The sequence below is a fragment of the Pseudoalteromonas sp. ABV4_021 genome (assembly GCF_056159365.1).
Genome location: NZ_JBSWVB010000002.1, coordinates 1,409,454 through 1,424,985, shown reverse-complemented (window position 1 = coordinate 1,424,985; position 15,532 = coordinate 1,409,454). Strand labels below are relative to the sequence as shown.

General features: G+C 40.3%; 16 protein-coding genes. 4 read left to right on the top strand and 12 right to left on the bottom strand.

The features are described 5' to 3' along the window. Positions 1-86: 86 nt before the first annotated feature. Together ACXAFE_RS20525 and ACXAFE_RS20520 are read right to left on the bottom strand one after the other, a co-directional pair. Entirely contained in the window at positions 87-740 is a 654-nt protein-coding gene (locus ACXAFE_RS20525) for a cupin domain-containing protein (RefSeq protein ID WP_475157311.1), read from the bottom strand. A 41-nt stretch (positions 741-781) separates the two neighbouring features. Beyond that, a complete protein-coding gene (locus ACXAFE_RS20520) occupies positions 782-1,540 on the bottom strand; it encodes an SDR family NAD(P)-dependent oxidoreductase (RefSeq protein ID WP_475157309.1) in 759 nt (252 codons plus the stop codon). Between the two features lie 103 nt (positions 1,541-1,643). On the opposite strand from ACXAFE_RS20520, the gene ACXAFE_RS20515 reads away from it, so the two are divergent. Then, positions 1,644-2,000, top strand: a complete 357-nt coding sequence (locus ACXAFE_RS20515) for a winged helix-turn-helix transcriptional regulator (RefSeq protein ID WP_475157305.1) — start codon at positions 1,644-1,646, stop codon at positions 1,998-2,000. Positions 2,001-2,079: 79 nt separating this feature from the next. On the opposite strand, the gene acuI is transcribed toward ACXAFE_RS20515, so the two are convergent. The 3 genes from acuI to ACXAFE_RS20500 form a co-directional block, all read right to left on the bottom strand. Further along, positions 2,080-3,060 carry an acrylyl-CoA reductase (NADPH) gene (gene acuI, locus ACXAFE_RS20510; protein ID WP_475157302.1) on the bottom strand — a complete coding sequence of 327 codons (981 nt, stop codon included), beginning with the start codon at positions 3,058-3,060 and terminating at the stop codon, positions 2,080-2,082. 51 nt (positions 3,061-3,111) lie between these two features. Further along, positions 3,112-3,744 (bottom strand): acrylate utilization transcriptional regulator AcuR, encoded by a 633-nt coding sequence (gene acuR / locus ACXAFE_RS20505; protein WP_475157300.1) that lies wholly within the window; start codon positions 3,742-3,744, stop codon positions 3,112-3,114. A gap of 183 nt (positions 3,745-3,927) precedes the next feature. Beyond that, a complete protein-coding gene (locus tag ACXAFE_RS20500; RefSeq protein WP_475157298.1) occupies positions 3,928-4,716 on the bottom strand; it encodes a DUF417 family protein in 789 nt (262 codons plus the stop codon). 367 nt (positions 4,717-5,083) lie between these two features. On the opposite strand from ACXAFE_RS20500, the gene ACXAFE_RS20495 reads away from it, so the two are divergent. Continuing rightward, positions 5,084-5,518, top strand: a complete 435-nt coding sequence (locus ACXAFE_RS20495; protein WP_475157295.1) for a hypothetical protein — start codon at positions 5,084-5,086, stop codon at positions 5,516-5,518. Positions 5,519-5,747: 229 nt separating this feature from the next. On the opposite strand, the gene ACXAFE_RS20490 is transcribed toward ACXAFE_RS20495, so the two are convergent. Continuing rightward, entirely contained in the window at positions 5,748-6,188 is a 441-nt protein-coding gene (locus tag ACXAFE_RS20490; protein ID WP_475157292.1) for a hypothetical protein, read from the bottom strand. Positions 6,189-6,224: 36 nt separating this feature from the next. Beyond that, on the bottom strand, positions 6,225-6,713 hold the full coding sequence (locus ACXAFE_RS20485) for a helix-turn-helix domain-containing protein (protein WP_475157291.1): 489 nt from the start codon (positions 6,711-6,713) through the stop codon (positions 6,225-6,227). A 293-nt stretch (positions 6,714-7,006) separates the two neighbouring features. On the opposite strand from ACXAFE_RS20485, the gene ACXAFE_RS20480 reads away from it, so the two are divergent. Continuing rightward, positions 7,007-7,510, top strand: a complete 504-nt coding sequence (locus ACXAFE_RS20480; protein WP_475157290.1) for a DoxX family protein — start codon at positions 7,007-7,009, stop codon at positions 7,508-7,510. A gap of 191 nt (positions 7,511-7,701) precedes the next feature. Here the strand turns inward: ACXAFE_RS20480 and ACXAFE_RS20475 are convergent, their stop codons facing one another. The 3 genes from ACXAFE_RS20475 to ACXAFE_RS20465 are packed head-to-tail and all read right to left on the bottom strand — an operon-like array spanning position 7,702 to position 11,543. Then, entirely contained in the window at positions 7,702-9,087 is a 1,386-nt protein-coding gene (locus ACXAFE_RS20475) for an alpha/beta hydrolase family protein (protein ID WP_475157287.1), read from the bottom strand. A gap of 12 nt (positions 9,088-9,099) precedes the next feature. Continuing rightward, on the bottom strand, positions 9,100-10,362 hold the full coding sequence (locus tag ACXAFE_RS20470; RefSeq protein ID WP_475157285.1) for a DUF885 family protein: 1,263 nt from the start codon (positions 10,360-10,362) through the stop codon (positions 9,100-9,102). Between the two features lie 2 nt (positions 10,363-10,364). Next, positions 10,365-11,543 carry a hypothetical protein gene (locus ACXAFE_RS20465; RefSeq protein WP_475157282.1) on the bottom strand — a complete coding sequence of 393 codons (1,179 nt, stop codon included), beginning with the start codon at positions 11,541-11,543 and terminating at the stop codon, positions 10,365-10,367. A gap of 321 nt (positions 11,544-11,864) precedes the next feature. Between ACXAFE_RS20465 and ACXAFE_RS20460 the strand changes: the two genes are divergently transcribed. Next, positions 11,865-13,052 (top strand): helix-turn-helix domain-containing protein, encoded by a 1,188-nt coding sequence (locus ACXAFE_RS20460; RefSeq protein ID WP_475157279.1) that lies wholly within the window; start codon positions 11,865-11,867, stop codon positions 13,050-13,052. Between the two features lie 59 nt (positions 13,053-13,111). On the opposite strand, the gene ACXAFE_RS20455 is transcribed toward ACXAFE_RS20460, so the two are convergent. Together ACXAFE_RS20455 and ACXAFE_RS20450 are read right to left on the bottom strand one after the other, a co-directional pair. Beyond that, complete coding sequence (locus ACXAFE_RS20455) at positions 13,112-14,143, bottom strand: methionine synthase (protein ID WP_475157277.1); 1,032 nt, start codon at positions 14,141-14,143, stop codon at positions 13,112-13,114. A gap of 20 nt (positions 14,144-14,163) precedes the next feature. Continuing rightward, complete coding sequence (locus tag ACXAFE_RS20450) at positions 14,164-15,141, bottom strand: DUF1852 domain-containing protein (RefSeq protein ID WP_475157275.1); 978 nt, start codon at positions 15,139-15,141, stop codon at positions 14,164-14,166. Positions 15,142-15,532 lie beyond the last annotated feature (391 nt).

Here is a 15,532-nt window from a genome sequence, read left to right as displayed (position 1 = left end):
TGAGCTGTAAATAGCTTTTGTAAAGCATAACTAAAAACGGTTACCCTTTAATTTACAGGTAACCGTTTTGTTTTAAGTATAAAACGTTAGGCAATCGGTAGGTGTCCCGTTTTTACAAGGATTACGGTTTCCTGTTCAACGTAAGGATGATGTTTACTCATATGCGGGCTTCTTAGCCAGGTTCCTTTTGGATACCTGCCAAGTTCATCAATAAATTCTCCCGATAACACAAATATTTCCTCCCCACCGAAATGAGTATGCGGTTGGAACACCTCACCTTTAGGCCATTTCACGAGCGCCACATGCTCGTGCTCAAAATCATGAAGCGGCATTACTGCTAATCCACCATGCCCCGCAAGCCAATTGGCCTCGCGTGTATTGATTCTGACCAACTCAGTATCACCTGGAGAAAATTGATTGAGTTTTACCAAAATAATACAACCTGCTTTGCTAAAGGGCGCGTGAGAACTACCTGGCGGGTTGCGTAAATAAGTGCCTGCAGGGTAATCACCATGCTCATCAGAAAAAACACCTTCTAACACTAAAATCTCTTCGCCTTTGGGGTGTTGGTGTGTTGCAAACGCCGTATTTGGGCCGTACTGGACAACACTTGTCGTGTGACCTGATTCTTTCGCTTCGCGTTCTAATGGTTTTCTTAATACGCCATTAGCAGGGCTTGAAACCCAGTCAAGCTCGGATGTATTTATCACAACCCTTTGTGCAAAATTCATATTAATCATTAAATTACCCCAGAGCGCCTAACACTAGGCGCGTGTATACCTTAATTTCGACCTGCTATCACGCCGCCATCAACATCCCAAATTGCACCCGTTACCCAGCTTGCTTGTTCTGACAATAAAAAGGTGATGCTATTAGCAACATCTTTAGGCGACCCAACTCGGCCTATCGGGTGAAAATCATCAAAGCTTTTAAGTACAGTAGCAACCTCATCCTTTTCAATGAAATGCTGATAAATGGGTGTGTTCACAACCGCTGGTGAAACTGCATTGACACGAATATTATGCGCTGCTAATTCCATTGCTAGGTGTTGCGTTAATGCATGCAGCCCAGCTTTCGCCATAGAATAAGCTGATGAAGGCGTTGCGGCAATTGCCTGTTTTGCCCACATCGAACCAATGTTAACAATACTACCTCCACCTAATGAAATCATGACCTTTGCCACAGCTTGTGTCAGCATAAATGTTGCTTTATTCAGGGCGTGATACTTTTCATAATCCGCAATTGAGTGCGCTAAAAAAGGTTTAGGGCTAAAATACCCAGCGGCATTCACTAAATAACCATAATGACCCTCAAGGCGCTCAATAAATTGTGTTACGACTGCTTCATCATAAAGGTTCAATTGAATACCATTTACTTCACCATAGTTAGAAAGTACGTTTACCGCATCATCTAGCTTTTGCCCATTATTACCAATAATTGAAACTGATACGCCCGCGTTAAGCAGCTGTTTTGCCACTTCAAAACCAATGCCACTCGAACCACCAATAACCAAAGCACGCTGATAATTAAAATTTGTCATATTCTTCTTCCTATAATTAAACTCGTGGTAATATTAAAAGCATCTGTAGGTAGCTGAATAGTAAGTACAATTTGGTTAGGTAGGTACTTTTTGGTACATCTTTATGAAATCACAAGAAAAGTTTTTTACACGAAAAATGGCACCACAAACAAGTGCACGCATGGTTGAAACAATATTTGGCTGTAAATGGTCGCTAACCGTTTACCACTTGCTCGAAAATGGCATTAATCGACCCGGTGAAATGGTTCGTAGTGTCGACGGCTTGTCGACCAAAGTGCTTAATCAATGCCTAAAGCGTAATGTTGATTTTGGTATTTTAGATAAAGTTGAATACAACGAAATTCCACCGCGCGTGGAATACACAATTACTGAGTTTGGAGAAAAATTTGTCGGGGTATTAGCACAAATTTCCGCACTTCAAGAAGACATTGACGCACAACAGAGGCAAAACCATAACTAGTCAATAAAGCTACTTTCTTAAAAAGAACAAATAAAAAACGGTTACCTATGCTTTTCAGGCAACCGTTTTGCCATCAGTTTTAAAGCGCTAGATCAACAACGACTCTACCTTGCACCTTACCCGCCAATAAATCATTTGATACTTTGACTACTTGTGACAGTGAAATGGTCGTTGCGAGATCATTTAACATGCTGTCATCAATCAACTGCGCCAGCCTTTGCCAAGCAGCTTCACGATCGGGAATTGGCCGCATCACACTATCAATACCTAGCAAGTTCACACCACGTAAAATAAATGGCGCAACAGTTGCCGGAAAATCCATCCCCTGTGCCAGTCCACATGCCGCGACTGACCCGCCATACTCCATTTGAGCACATACATTTGCTAACGTATGACTACCAACCGAATCAATGGCACCTGCCCACAACGATTTACCTAATGGTCGACCTGGCTCAGACAAGGTATTGCGGTCGATAACCTCTTTTGCGCCCAACTTAATAAGGTATTCAGCCTCTGACACGCGCCCTGTTGAAGCAACCACGTGATAGCCCAATTTTGCTAATAATGAAATGGCAAAGCTGCCCACCCCACCATTTGCGCCTGTTACTAAAATTTGACCAGAATCTGGAGTAACCCCTTGTTTTTCAAGCGCAATAATGCATAACATCGCCGTATATCCAGCTGTGCCAATTGCCATCGCTTGAAAGGGTGTGATGTGTGGCGGCAGATGAATTAACCAATCACTTTTAACGCAGGCTCTATCAGAAAGGCCACCATGATATTGCTCGCCGACACCAAAGCCATTTAGCAATACCTTATCACCCGCTTTAAACTTTTCACTGTCACTTTCGACCACAGTCCCCACTAAATCAATGCCTGGGATCAACGGAAACTGCCTTACAACCGGGCCTTTACCTGTAATGGCAAGCGCATCTTTGTAATTTAACGTGCTGTAGGCAACATCAACGACGACGTCACCACTTTGTAAAAAGCGCGGTTCAAGTTCTTGTAAGGCTGCACGATAACCTTGTTCATCTTTTTCAATTAGCACTGCTTTCATCCGTCTTACCCCCCAAATATAGACTGGTCGTCTATTAAATTATAAAAAATTTTATTTCAGCAACATTAAAAAGTGATTTAGATAACTATCGAGTGGTTTGGTCGACTGCGCTAATTTAGCCCGACTCACAGCGCCTTCCCAACCAACCCAGAAAAATTCAGCTAAGGCATGTGGGTCTTTGCTTTTATCGCAAAGTCCTTGCTGTTGCGCCTCTTTTAAACACACCGCCAGCTTATCTTGCCATTCGGTAAAAATAGCCAGTAGTAAAGCACGAAACGTCTTAGGTAAGAGATCAACTTCTTGACCTAAGTTGCCAACCAGGCAACCACGCGTAAATTGATGCTTATCCAACCCTTGTTTAGATAGCGCGACAAACTGAGTAATTCGCGTTATAGGGTCAACCGAATGTTCAAGCAAACAGCCATCTAATCGCTTAGCAAAAAACCTAGCGTAATTGTCAATTACTGCCTTACCAAACGCCTCTTTACTATCAAAATAATAATAAAAAGAACCTTTCGGTGTGCCTGTTTTTTTCAGGACCATATCAATGCCTGACGCCACAAAGCCAAACTCTGTAAAGTGCGCCAAACCACTTTGAATTAATTCAGCACGTGTGTCGAGGTGAGCTCGCTCACTTTTCTTCGGCCGTCCTCGCTTGCGAGGTTGTGGTGTTTTCTCTGTCATAAATCGATTATAGACCGACCGTCTAAAAAATAACAAGCGATTATTTTTTGCACATCAAAAATAACGTATATGGAAGTAACTAACAGGTATAAATGAAGGTAAGGAAACTCACATTACCTAAATCAAAATTTTTACAGGTAATGCGAGTAACACGCTAATTAAATGAGTAGATTTAGCAGGTAATTAACCTCTCAATTGTGCTTGTTTTGATAGCTTTATTGCCAAACACGTAAACAGCACCAAGTTAGCAACCAACCACAGATCTTTAATCAAAAACTGCCCGCCTGAGCTAAGCACTGTATCGCTTGATAGCGCTGGAGGCCATGTAAACAGAAATGTTTGCGTGGTCAGCATAACTGCCCCAGCCATTAAAATACCAAGCCATAATACGCGCTGGAAGTATACTGACGAAACCAGCAAGCCGAGCGCAATCAAATCGTAAATACCAATCAGGTTTGACGCTGTCTGCACAGACCAAAGATGATACATCCAACTCATTAATGGCGACGAGCGAACCAGATCTTCAATGCCTTGAGCCTCTAATTCAGTAAACTTCATACCACCAATCCATAACAACACTAAAACAACGGGGAATAGTTGCACCCATTGTTGTTGGCGTAATGTCATTTTCTCAGCGTAAAGAAAGTGAATGGCGAGTGCCAGTAACGCGAAGTATTTAATAATACCTTGACCCGAACCGATTGCAGGAAAACCACCCAAGTCGGCTATCCATCGGCTGCTATCTAATAGAGTAAACAAGGGTGTAACGCTAATAATTAGCAAACAAATCGCTAGTAGTTTTTGCGTCTTATCATGTTTAATACTCAATACAGCCAGTATCGCCATCGTGGCAAAGGCAAACGCTGCAATTAAACTGGCATGATCTTTACTGATTAACCCTTCAAGCAAATAAAAATCTAATACACGGTTTAAACTAACATCTTGCCCAATAAGCAGAGTACTTATTGCCATAAGCGCGCCTGATACGCTAAGTAAAACACCGACCATTAACCTGCTGGATATCACTTTCATTTATGTCACACTGTCTCTTCAAAATTAAATCTACAGTGATGGACCAGCTTAAAGCACAAAACTATTCAAAAAAGTAAAATAACCTTTGTTGCTAAAAAAGAAGTCGCACTTACCCGTGGAGTTGTCTGCAAAGCACCTTTCATTGCTTATTTATAAACCTGACTATCTTTTGTGCCATTACTCACAACAGCGTGGCTAATGCCTGAATTCCCGTATCTGATAACAATTCACTCACAATTCCAAAGACACTGATATAAGGCACAATATTTGCTTAAGCTGTTGTTTACATGTCAAATTATGGACGTTTATGAACATTAATAACCTTTCCTCGGGCTATTCAGGATACAACACATTACTTCACACTAACGAGGACGACATAACACAATCAAAAAACGATACAGCCACTGCTGACGCGAAAGGCAAAGCAAGTGAGTCAAAAAACGAAAAAACAACAAAAACAGATGAACAAGCAGATACTGCTAAGCCAGATGAAACACAAGACAAAATTAATCACATTGTGTCGCTGCAACAACAAATTAAAGACTTACGTAATATCTCAGAAGATGACGACCCAGAAAAAAATACGAAACTAATTGAGCTACAACAACAATTAGATGAAGCGCTAGTAAACGTACAATCACTTATACAACAGCAAGCAGCAACGTATGTAAGTGGATTATTTGCTAAACCGAGTCACACAACACAGAGCAACGCTGGCTTATTTTTAAATAGTAAAGCGTAAAGTTATCTAGAGCGTGTTGATCTTTACGGTCTAAATTCTGTTCAAATCCAAACCATTTTGATCGCGGCGTAGCTTTGCAGGCCTAGTGGACAAAGTCAAAAAACAACAACAAAGAGCACAACGGTTTGATTTGAGCATCAAAAACATGATGCTCGGTGGACTTTTTAATAGTGCGCTTTGCTAACTTTGCAAAGCAAGGTGCTACCCAAAGGTTTTGAGCGTTAACAGATTACTCAATTGCAAGACTCGGCATTTGCTTCTTCTGTTGGTATTGCGTTGCAATTAAATAACCGAAATAACATAACGGCGCAGGAGATAATACTTTCAATACGTTAATCAAACTGGACGCTTCAGGGTGCAATACAATGCTTAAACAACCATATAAAATTAACAACCCAGTAAAGTATACGAGCTGCACAGTATGTTGTTTTGCGCGAAAGGTAATAAATGCAGCGGTTAGCATCGTTGTAAACACGCCGATTATCGCACTTCCAATAATTATAAACGGCGATTGTTCGGCCTGTTGCGCCAATGCTTGATAGCTTTGATTAGTCACGTCCAAATTGAGTTGCCAAACCAAGGTTAATAAAATCGAACATGCGATGCTCACAACTAAATACAACCCGCACGCTATAGCTAACACATTAAATTCAACTGGTAGTCTTTTCATCTTTCATCCTTAGCAAGCACTTACTTGCCCATTTGGTTAAATTTCAGATGAACCAATACCTAATTTTCGCTTCAATTTATACGCATGAAACATAAAATAAAGGGCAGAAAAGACCAATACAATTGACAAGCTATTCTTCAACACTTGAAACGTTTCACTATCAATGCGCTGCTCGTCATACGCGAAGAAGATGCCAACAAAACCAAACATGTGACAGGCAAATACAAACGCAAATTGAATATACATTCGTTTTAACTGTAATTTGCTCTGTGTACTTCGTTTTTGTACTTGTTCGCCATCAATTTCCGCTGAAGGCTCGCTGATTGATATGTCACTAACACACAGTGATTGCACCGGTACTTCGTACACCGCCGCCAAGCACTTAATGCTTTCTTTGGATGCAACCGATTTTGCTTCAATTCTCTGTATTGTGCGTAAACTTAAGCCAGAGAATTCCGATAGCGCTTGTTGCGACCAACATCGAGATTCTCTAAGCGACTTCAAATGCGCAGCGTTTATTTTCAATTGTATATTTGGGCTTCCTTACTGGCTCAGTATTAACCTAGCAAGCAAGCGCACTCTCCGTGACGTTATTGTTCCGTTAGCCTTACGTTACCTTTACGTAACCAAACAATAAATTCAAGCAATAACTGTGGTTTGTAATAAGTAATATTCCGTTAAGCTTTTTTACAAAACTAAATCACCTTATATCACTTTCGTCATATCAGTGGATTATAGTGATTACAAATATGCAATTTTTAAACGTCTTTATAGCATTTTTAAACACGTGCTAAACAATCACACTTTGCGAGGGAATCGTGATCACACCGATAATAATTCTTATCTTGCTAACAAGCCCATTAGTGTTTGGGTTGATTAAAGGACAAGTAACTCAACAAGCGATAAACATTAAAATATATGCATCTATTGGGTTGGGCATAACTTTCATTTTCTTCGCAATTGGCCATATTGTAAAAACACAAGGTATGGTTCAAATGCTGCCGCCTTGGGTTCCACTACGTTTACAATTAATTTATGCTACGGGACTATTAGAATTTGCTGTTGGCAGTGCACTTTTTACTACAAAATACCGTGAGCTGGCGGCAAAACTCGCAATCGTTATTTTTATTGTGTTTTTCCCTGCAAATATTTATGCGGCTATTAACAGCATTGGCTTAAGTGGTCACCAATGGGGACCAAATTATTTACTTATTCGTGCGCCATTACAAATTATCCTTATTGCGTGGGCTTACTTTTTATGTGTTAAAACACACCGCCCATTACTTATTTATGCAAGTGTAAACAGCCACACAAAAAAGTAGCTATTTCACTTTAAAACAAAAGGCGTACAACATATGTGTACGCCTTTGTTTTTAAGGTTATTAGGGAATATTGCTTAAGCTTGCACGTCTGCACCCACTATCGCTGCACCTTGGGCAAGGGCATTAAGCTTTGCTCGTGCAAGCTTTCAGCCTATTCCTTAAAAATACATTTGTAACAACATTTGCGAACCTTACTTGAACTGTGCAAGCCAATGAATAGTGTGCTCCCCTATTCGTGCATCAAATAATTCATTTGGTTCTGTTGGATTATATTGACGAGATTGACGCGCACGCATATAAGCTTGTTTACTGTCAAAGCGCATAAATGCATGTTCAGCATTTTCGATTACAAGCCCTTTGCTTTGTGGCCTGCCCGATAGTTTTGCGATATCAAATGCCCACGATGGCTCAATCGCTTGAATATCTAAACTGCCATGCATCATTAACACAGGCGTATTTAGCTCTTGCCACAAAGCGCTAAAATTATAGCGATTCAAATCTCTGAAAAAACTGTAATGACGATTTACCGATAACTCACCATTTATATCAACCAAATTTGCTGCAATTGCTTTTTGAACACGTTCATCACTCACGATGCGCTGCCATGGGGTGTCTGTATTTAGCCACATATCTAAAAATGGTGTCACCAGCTGTGTATTCTCCAATGCTTGCGCTTTACTAACATCAAAATGTTTCACTGACTGCTTTTGATAAATATCTAGCATATATTGGTACCAACCTTTGGCTACACCACCATACCCTATTATGCCCTTCACTGGAGATTGCTTTGCAATCACTGGCGCATGGAGCACACCTAGTGAATGCCCCCATAAAAACACCTTGTTCGGGTCAACATTTTTATGTGCTTTAAGCGCTGTTAAACCATGCAAAAATGCGTTTGATTCTGTTGTAAAATCAATATCTCGGCATGCTTTATCTGAGATACTGTCGCCTAGTCCGGGTTTTTCCACACGATAGACTAGATAACCTGCATTCGTAAATTGGTCGATCATTTGTCGCGTAGTGATATTAGGGATCATGCCATAATCTATAGAATCGCAGGTATAACCCTGAATAAAGAAAATAGCAGGCGCTTTTTCATTGGTTTTTAAGCCATTTGGAATATGCACAATACTGCGAAGTATATTTCCCTGATAGCTCACCTTACTGTATTCAACCTCAGCAAACTCACTTGTTTCGTATGGCCGAGGCTGCATTTTATTCGACACAGTTTGTACCTTTTTATCGCGCACTAACGAGATACGAATGTCATCTCCTGATTTAAGTGGCCTCACTGCCGATAAAAGCTGATTAAAGTCACTAATTTGCGTACCATTGACTTGTGTTATCACATCGCCAACCGTTAATCCCAATGTTGATGCGGTACTATTAGGTGCCACATGTGCCAGCATTACACCTTGGTTTTGATAATTGCTATTTGGCATTACGCCAAGTAATGTGGCTCTAGGTAAGGTGTTTTGAGACGTTTTTTGGGTATCAATTGCACTACTTTGGCCTGCTAACATAAACATTGTCAGATAACCTAATACCACTAAGCTTGTTTTTATTAATGTCATGATATTCCCTTGTTAATTGTTGTTTTCGATCGACATAAAGTCTGCCAATTGTTCTAGTGCCAATGGCGGTTGATTACTTAAGCGCAATACTCGATTAAGCGCTATGGTACGGTTGCTTTGATAGGGCTCAATCACCTTTTCAATTCGATATTTGCCATATACATACGTAATAACTTGTGCCGGCCAGTTTTTAATACGATTAATTTCTCGAACCATGATTTCTGGGTGCTCTGGCAGATACGTTTGCCAAAGCTCTTTGGCTTTTTCATCCGGCCAGCCTTCGTAATGAATGCCGATATCAATCAATACACGAAGCGCTCGCAATACACGCCACCTTAACGCATACGCCTCAGATGAAGGTTTCTCATAAAGCCCCATTTCTTTTCCGAGTGTTTCAACATAGGCCGCCCACCCTTCACTACTGACAAAAGGGATAGGCACAATTGCATTAGTTGGGCATAAGCTCTCCGTACCTGCCACGTTAAACTGAAGATGGTGGCCTGGGATCCCCTCGTGTAAATAAAGCCAATCAAAATGCGATAAGTGCATTTCGCCATTTTGGGGATGATAAAGAAAACGTTGAGTTTGATTATCATAAATACCGGGCGCCGGAAAACTCTCCGGCAATCCTGACGGTGCAATAGTTAAAGGCGCATCAAACTCAGGTAAATTTAACATCGTCTGCAAATTTGCTTTCACTTTCTGTTCTCTGGTTATAAACGCCGCGACGATTTTTTGATGTTCAGCTGCTGGAATAGCTGCTGTGCTCACATGTGCATGGCTGCTAATTTTTTGATACTGCGTAAACGCAACTTGGAGCTCATTAAATGCGACTTTTTGTAATTCAGAGGGGGTTACATCATCCATTAGCCAGGTTTCGAGCCAGTGTAAATACCATAACCTACCGTCTGGTAATGCACTAAAATCGCCCGAGTATTGACTCTCTTTAGCCAGTGCTCTCTTTAACGATTCACGCACGTTAATGCGTCGCAGGTGATTTCCTAAACTCTGAAATGCAATTTTCTGGCAAGTGGTGTGTGGCGTTAACTTTTGTAATTTCGCTTGCCATGCGCTTACGGTGTTTTCTGCAATTTTTGGTTGTTTCTTTAATTTTTCTATCGCATTAGAGAAATCAAGTTGTGGTTGCAAATAGGGTTTGCGAGTTACTTCATCAACCAAGGCTTGATAATTTTGATTAAAGTTATGTTCATTGGCATAAAGCACAGAGGCACTTTGCAGACAAAGACAAAGTAGTGAAAAATAACGTAACAACATGGTTATTCAGCCGATTCTGTTTGTTTTGGTGTGTACTTTGTTAAATCACGATTAAACAAAGTACGTTTTGCACCGCCATCGGCTTGATAGTCGAATCTTAATGCTGCCGCGCCGCCTAACATTGGACTGGGTGATAATTGCTCCTTTTCATCTAGCGACTTCAACCATAAAATATGTGAATGCGTTTGGTTATATTCGATTGCTAAATAACGACTTAAACGGCCGTTTTCATCAAAAATTTTATGGCTTTTTTGGTTACCATTTGGGTAGTACGTGCTTTTATGTTCAAACGCACCCCAGCTAAACGCTTTACGCTGTCCAAACTTGTCATACCCTCTAAGCCCTACTTTATTGCCAAATTCATCGTAAAGATGTTCGCCCATATGCACCATAGGTCGATTGCCTTCTACCGGATTACCGTCTTTATCGTAAACTTGCCAACGAGTGAAATTGCCATGTTGATCATAAATAATACGATCGATGCCTGCGCCACTGGCGTTATTTGTCGGCATTCCATCCAATCCTAAATTTTTTACAAAACTAAGTTTGTTGTCATGGTCGTATGTGAGCTCAACCTCATAAAACGTAAATTCAGGTCGAAGTGGCTGCTGTTCATTATTTAAATTAAAGCGTTTCTCATATACTTTGCCATTTTCATGTCGCCACTCATAGCGGTGAATATGCCACGCACTTTCTACTGGTTTGGCATTTTCATCAAAAAAACTCAAGGCAACACGCTTTCCTGTTTTATCTAAAGCATACACCGCACGATACACCTTGCCATGCGCAGAAATTTGCTTATTTTGCGCGTCATAATACGTGTGAATTTCTTTGTCTTTATGATAGCTAATGGCCACTTTAGGCGAAAACCAGATAAACGAATCCCACACTTCATTGCCGTTAATTAACTGGTTATTCATTTGGTATCGGATTTCGCTGACGCGCCCATTGTCATCATAACTAAATCGGTAATGCGCGTTACTTTGAGATGCCTTTTCAGAAATTGTGTGAATGCCACGATAAGGCGCGTAAGGTGACTCACGAAACATAATATGGCGAAAATACTTGTGGCTAGACGCACCCTTTGGTGCTGCTTGTGCCATTAATGGCACAGATAAAACGTGTACCAACACCATGATGGCACTTAAGAAAAGCATTTGTTTTTTATTCCAAGAAAACATTATTTATCCTTAACAATTTAATTTGATAAATAAGCTTACTTATTATAAAAACACGTGTGTAAAACTAGCTTGAGGTTAACAATTTAGACTATAAATTACTGATTTTTAGACTATTAAAAACGCTTTTGATTTCTATGTGTTTTCCTATGCATACTTAAACTAGATGGCGTTTCTACCTCCCTTTAACCACTTATAGGCTATAACATATTGGTAATTTAAGCATGTAAACGATTTAAAAAACTGTAAGAATAGCTTGAACTTTACACTGTCAAAAAATTCATAGTTAAGCTGAGGAACATAACCTCAAAATTTGGAAAAAGTATGCCACAAACAGTTTTAGGTGTTATTTACTTTATCGCTTTTAGCCACGCATTAATGCTGGCGATTAGTCTATGGCGAAAAACCAAACTAACCAATATTACTACCGCAAAATGGCTTGCCTTGGTGTGTTTAATAATCAGCTACAAACTATTTGAAGCAGGTGCACTTTACCTTGGGTTATACCCGCATTTAGTCCATTTTATGGATTTGCTTCCTGGCGAAGTATTGCTCATTGGTCCGTTGGTGTTTATCTATGTCAGCTTAGTGGTAGGCGAAGAGAAACCAAAGACATATCAACTTTTACTTCATTTTATTCCTGCAATTTCATTATGGTGTTATAACGCACCATCGGTGTTTCAATCGCTCGATGCTAAAGTCACCATGTGGCAATTTGTTTTGTCACAAACCGAAGCCCGCGTAATTCCGCTCAAGTTTGTTCTATTGTTTCTAGCAATCAAAACACATTTAAGCATCTATTTATTTTTGAGTTGGCAGCATATTCAAAAATTCGAAAAAGCATGTAACGCCTTACGTGCAGATAACAGTAAAGCGGTATTAAAACAGCTTACGTTTTTAGTGGTATCACTCTTTTTGCTAGAACTCGTGTGGGTAGGTCTCTTTATTGGTCAGCAGTTTTTCGCGATTGGTACACTTGCTTTGGTAAGTGATATTTGGCTGCTATTTGTTGCTGTGATCATTTTAGCAATCGGTTATGTCGCACTGCAAAAAACTGATTTGCTTATGAGCAAAGAAGAGCATGCTTTAATACAGCAAAATTATTCGGAGAATAAAGATGAGAGCAGCAATATTAAGTACTTTCACTCCGCCTTAAGTGAGCAGCAAAGTAATCAAGTTGCCAAGCACTTAGAACAACAAATTAAGGCGAAACAACTGTATTTAAATGACAAACTCACTTTAACCACACTCGCACACGAAACCGATATAAAAGCGCATACCCTGTCACAAGTGATCAACCAAAGCATGCAAACAAACTTTTATCGTCTTATTAATGGATACCGTATTCAAAACGCTATTTCGCTTATTGATAACCCAAGTGTTCATTGGTCTTTGGAACGAATTGCGTTTGAATCAGGCTTTGCAAACCGTGTTACCTTCAGCAAAGCATTCAAAGAAATTATGGGAAAAACCGCATCGGAATATAAAAAACAGCGTCAACAAGCAGGCTAACGATAAAAAAGCGTGCAGTAATAACCGTACGCTTTTCTTTTGCTTATGTAGCGGTCAACCTACGAACCGTTTAGCTCTCTACGCACAATGGCGGCGCCTTGGGCAAGGGCATTAAGTTTTGCTCGTGCAACCTTACGTGATAATGGCGCTAAGCCGCAGTTCGTTGATGGGTAAAGCTTATCTGCATCCACGTATTTCAGCGCTTCGCGTAGCGTATCAGCGACTTCTTCTGGCGTTTCAATATCATCGGTTGCTACATCAATAGCCCCTACCATAACCTTTTTGCCACGAATAAGTGCAAGTAACTCAATTGGCACACGCGAGTTATGGCATTCAAGAGAGATGATATCAATATTCGATTGCTGTAACTTCGGGAATACTTCTTCGTATTGACGCCATTCTGAGCCCAACGTTTTTTTCCAATCTGTATTTGCTTTAATGCCGTAACCGTAGCAAATATGCACTGCAGTTTCGCACTTTAAACCTTCAATCGCGCGCTCTAAACACGCAATGCCCCAGTCATTAACTTCATCAAAAAACACGTTAAACGCTGGCTCGTCAAACTGAATAATATTAACACCCGCAGCTTCGAGCTCTTTTGCTTCTTGGTTAAGAATTTTGGCAAATTCCCACGCAAGTTTTTCACGGCTTTTATAATGATCGTCATACAAGGTATCAATCATCGTCATTGGGCCAGGCAGTGCCCACTTAATTGGTTTGTCGGTTTGCGCGCGTAAAAATTTTGCATCTTCAACAAACACAGGGGTTTTTCTTGCCACAGGACCCACTACCGTTGGTACGCTTGCATCATAACGATTACGAATGCGCACGGTTTTACGTTTTTCAAAATCAACACCATCAAGGTGCTCAATAAAGGTAGTCACAAAGTGCTGACGCGTTTGCTCACCATCGCTGACGATATCTACGCCAGCTTGTTGCTGTTCATGAAGCGATACTTTTAGTGCATCGTGTTTGCCATCAACAAGCGCGTCGCCGCTTAATTTCCATGGTGACCAAAGTACTTCTGGCTCTGCAAGCCAGCTTGGTTTTGGCAAACTGCCCGCGGTCGATGTCGGTAATAATGTTTTCATAGTTAATGCTAATTCCGTTTTTAAGCAGCAAAGTTTGCCGACCACTTTTCAAGTAGCGATTGATAAGGTTCAATAAAGTGCGTTTGTGCAAACTTACCTTGTTTAATTGCCAGTTGACTACGCTCTTCACGGTCGTAAACAATTTGCGTTAACGAGTGATCTTGATTCTTTAAGCTCGGTTGATAACAACTGCCTGCCGCCGCATTAGCGTTATAAATTTCTGGACGATAGATTTTTTGGAATGTTTCCATTGTGCTTATCGTACTGATTAGCTCTAAATTGGTGTAATCATTTAGCAGGTCGCCAACAAAATAAAATGCTAACGGCGCTTGGCTATTTGGCGGCATAAAGTAACGTACCTGTAGGCCCATTTTTTTGAAATACTGCTCCGTTAATGACGATTCATTTGGCACATATTCGGTGCCTAACACTGGGTGCTGATTATCACTTTGGAAATAAGTTTTGTTATCCGAAACGCTTAAGCAAATAACTGGCGGCTTGTTAAAGTTATTTTTGTATACCTCTGAATTAATGAAGCTTTTAAACAGTTTACCGTGTAATTCGCCAAAATTATCAGGGATACTAAACGATGATTTGTCTTTGTTATGCTCAAGCAGTAACACGCTAAAATCATAATCGCGCACATACGAAGAAAAGTTATTGCCAACAATGCCTTCAAAGCGCTGATTTGCTTCATGATCAATAATATTGGTTTTTAATACTTCAATTGATGGAAACGCCTCGCTACTGCCGGCTATTTCCATATCTACCGAAATAATGTCTAGCTCAACTGAGTAACGCTGGCCATTTTTGTTATCCCATTTAGCACGCGCATTAAAGCTTGTATTAATCATAGTTAATGCGTTGCGTAAGTTCTGTTGGCGGTTTTCACCTCGCGCCAAGTTTGCAAAGTTGGTTGTAATGCGTGTGCTGTTTGATGGGTGATAGTTTTCGTCTAACGGAAAACGCTTAACAGTAAAAGTAAATTCGTTATTCATGGTGTACGTGTGTCCAATGTGTAAATTCAGTGTATTTCACTTACTGCCGTTTTAAATCTGTATTACGGCTCACTTGCGGTGACTGAAAATAAGTTCACGTTAAAAGATGAGTAATTTATACGCGCTCAGTACCATGAAGAAAAACGGTTTTCTTTCACTTAAAACGTGAAGCATATTCATTTCTTAGAACTTCGCTTCGCACTTTTTACAACAAAAAAGCATGCACCAGACAAAAGAAACCAAGACATCTAGACACCCAAACCGCCAAGTTAAATTTACTTCATGTTGAATGTGAATATTACTCACGGCGCAACTGCGGTTTATCTATCTGTAATTAAACACAATATTGCTATACTTTTGCGCCTTTGTTGTAGGCATAAGCGAATCTATA

Coding starts and splice junctions, on each gene's coding strand:
- ACXAFE_RS20465 (WP_475157282.1), bottom strand. CDS start 11,543: ATGTTTTCTTGGAATAAAAAACAAATGCTTTTCTTAAGTGCCATCATG.
- ACXAFE_RS20500 (WP_475157298.1), bottom strand. CDS start 4,716: ATGGCAATAAGTACTCTGCTTATTGGGCAAGATGTTAGTTTAAACCGT.
- ACXAFE_RS20490 (WP_475157292.1), bottom strand. CDS start 6,188: ATGAAAAGACTACCAGTTGAATTTAATGTGTTAGCTATAGCGTGCGGG.
- ACXAFE_RS20475 (WP_475157287.1), bottom strand. CDS start 9,087: ATGACATTAATAAAAACAAGCTTAGTGGTATTAGGTTATCTGACAATG.
- ACXAFE_RS20495 (WP_475157295.1), top strand. CDS start 5,084: ATGAACATTAATAACCTTTCCTCGGGCTATTCAGGATACAACACATTA.
- ACXAFE_RS20470 (WP_475157285.1), bottom strand. CDS start 10,362: ATGTTGTTACGTTATTTTTCACTACTTTGTCTTTGTCTGCAAAGTGCC.
- ACXAFE_RS20525 (WP_475157311.1), bottom strand. CDS start 740: ATGATTAATATGAATTTTGCACAAAGGGTTGTGATAAATACATCCGAG.
- acuI (WP_475157302.1), bottom strand. CDS start 3,060: ATGAAAGCAGTGCTAATTGAAAAAGATGAACAAGGTTATCGTGCAGCC.
- ACXAFE_RS20515 (WP_475157305.1), top strand. CDS start 1,644: ATGAAATCACAAGAAAAGTTTTTTACACGAAAAATGGCACCACAAACA.
- acuR (WP_475157300.1), bottom strand. CDS start 3,744: ATGACAGAGAAAACACCACAACCTCGCAAGCGAGGACGGCCGAAGAAA.
- ACXAFE_RS20450 (WP_475157275.1), bottom strand. CDS start 15,141: ATGAATAACGAATTTACTTTTACTGTTAAGCGTTTTCCGTTAGACGAA.
- ACXAFE_RS20455 (WP_475157277.1), bottom strand. CDS start 14,143: ATGAAAACATTATTACCGACATCGACCGCGGGCAGTTTGCCAAAACCA.
- ACXAFE_RS20460 (WP_475157279.1), top strand. CDS start 11,865: ATGCCACAAACAGTTTTAGGTGTTATTTACTTTATCGCTTTTAGCCAC.
- ACXAFE_RS20520 (WP_475157309.1), bottom strand. CDS start 1,540: ATGACAAATTTTAATTATCAGCGTGCTTTGGTTATTGGTGGTTCGAGT.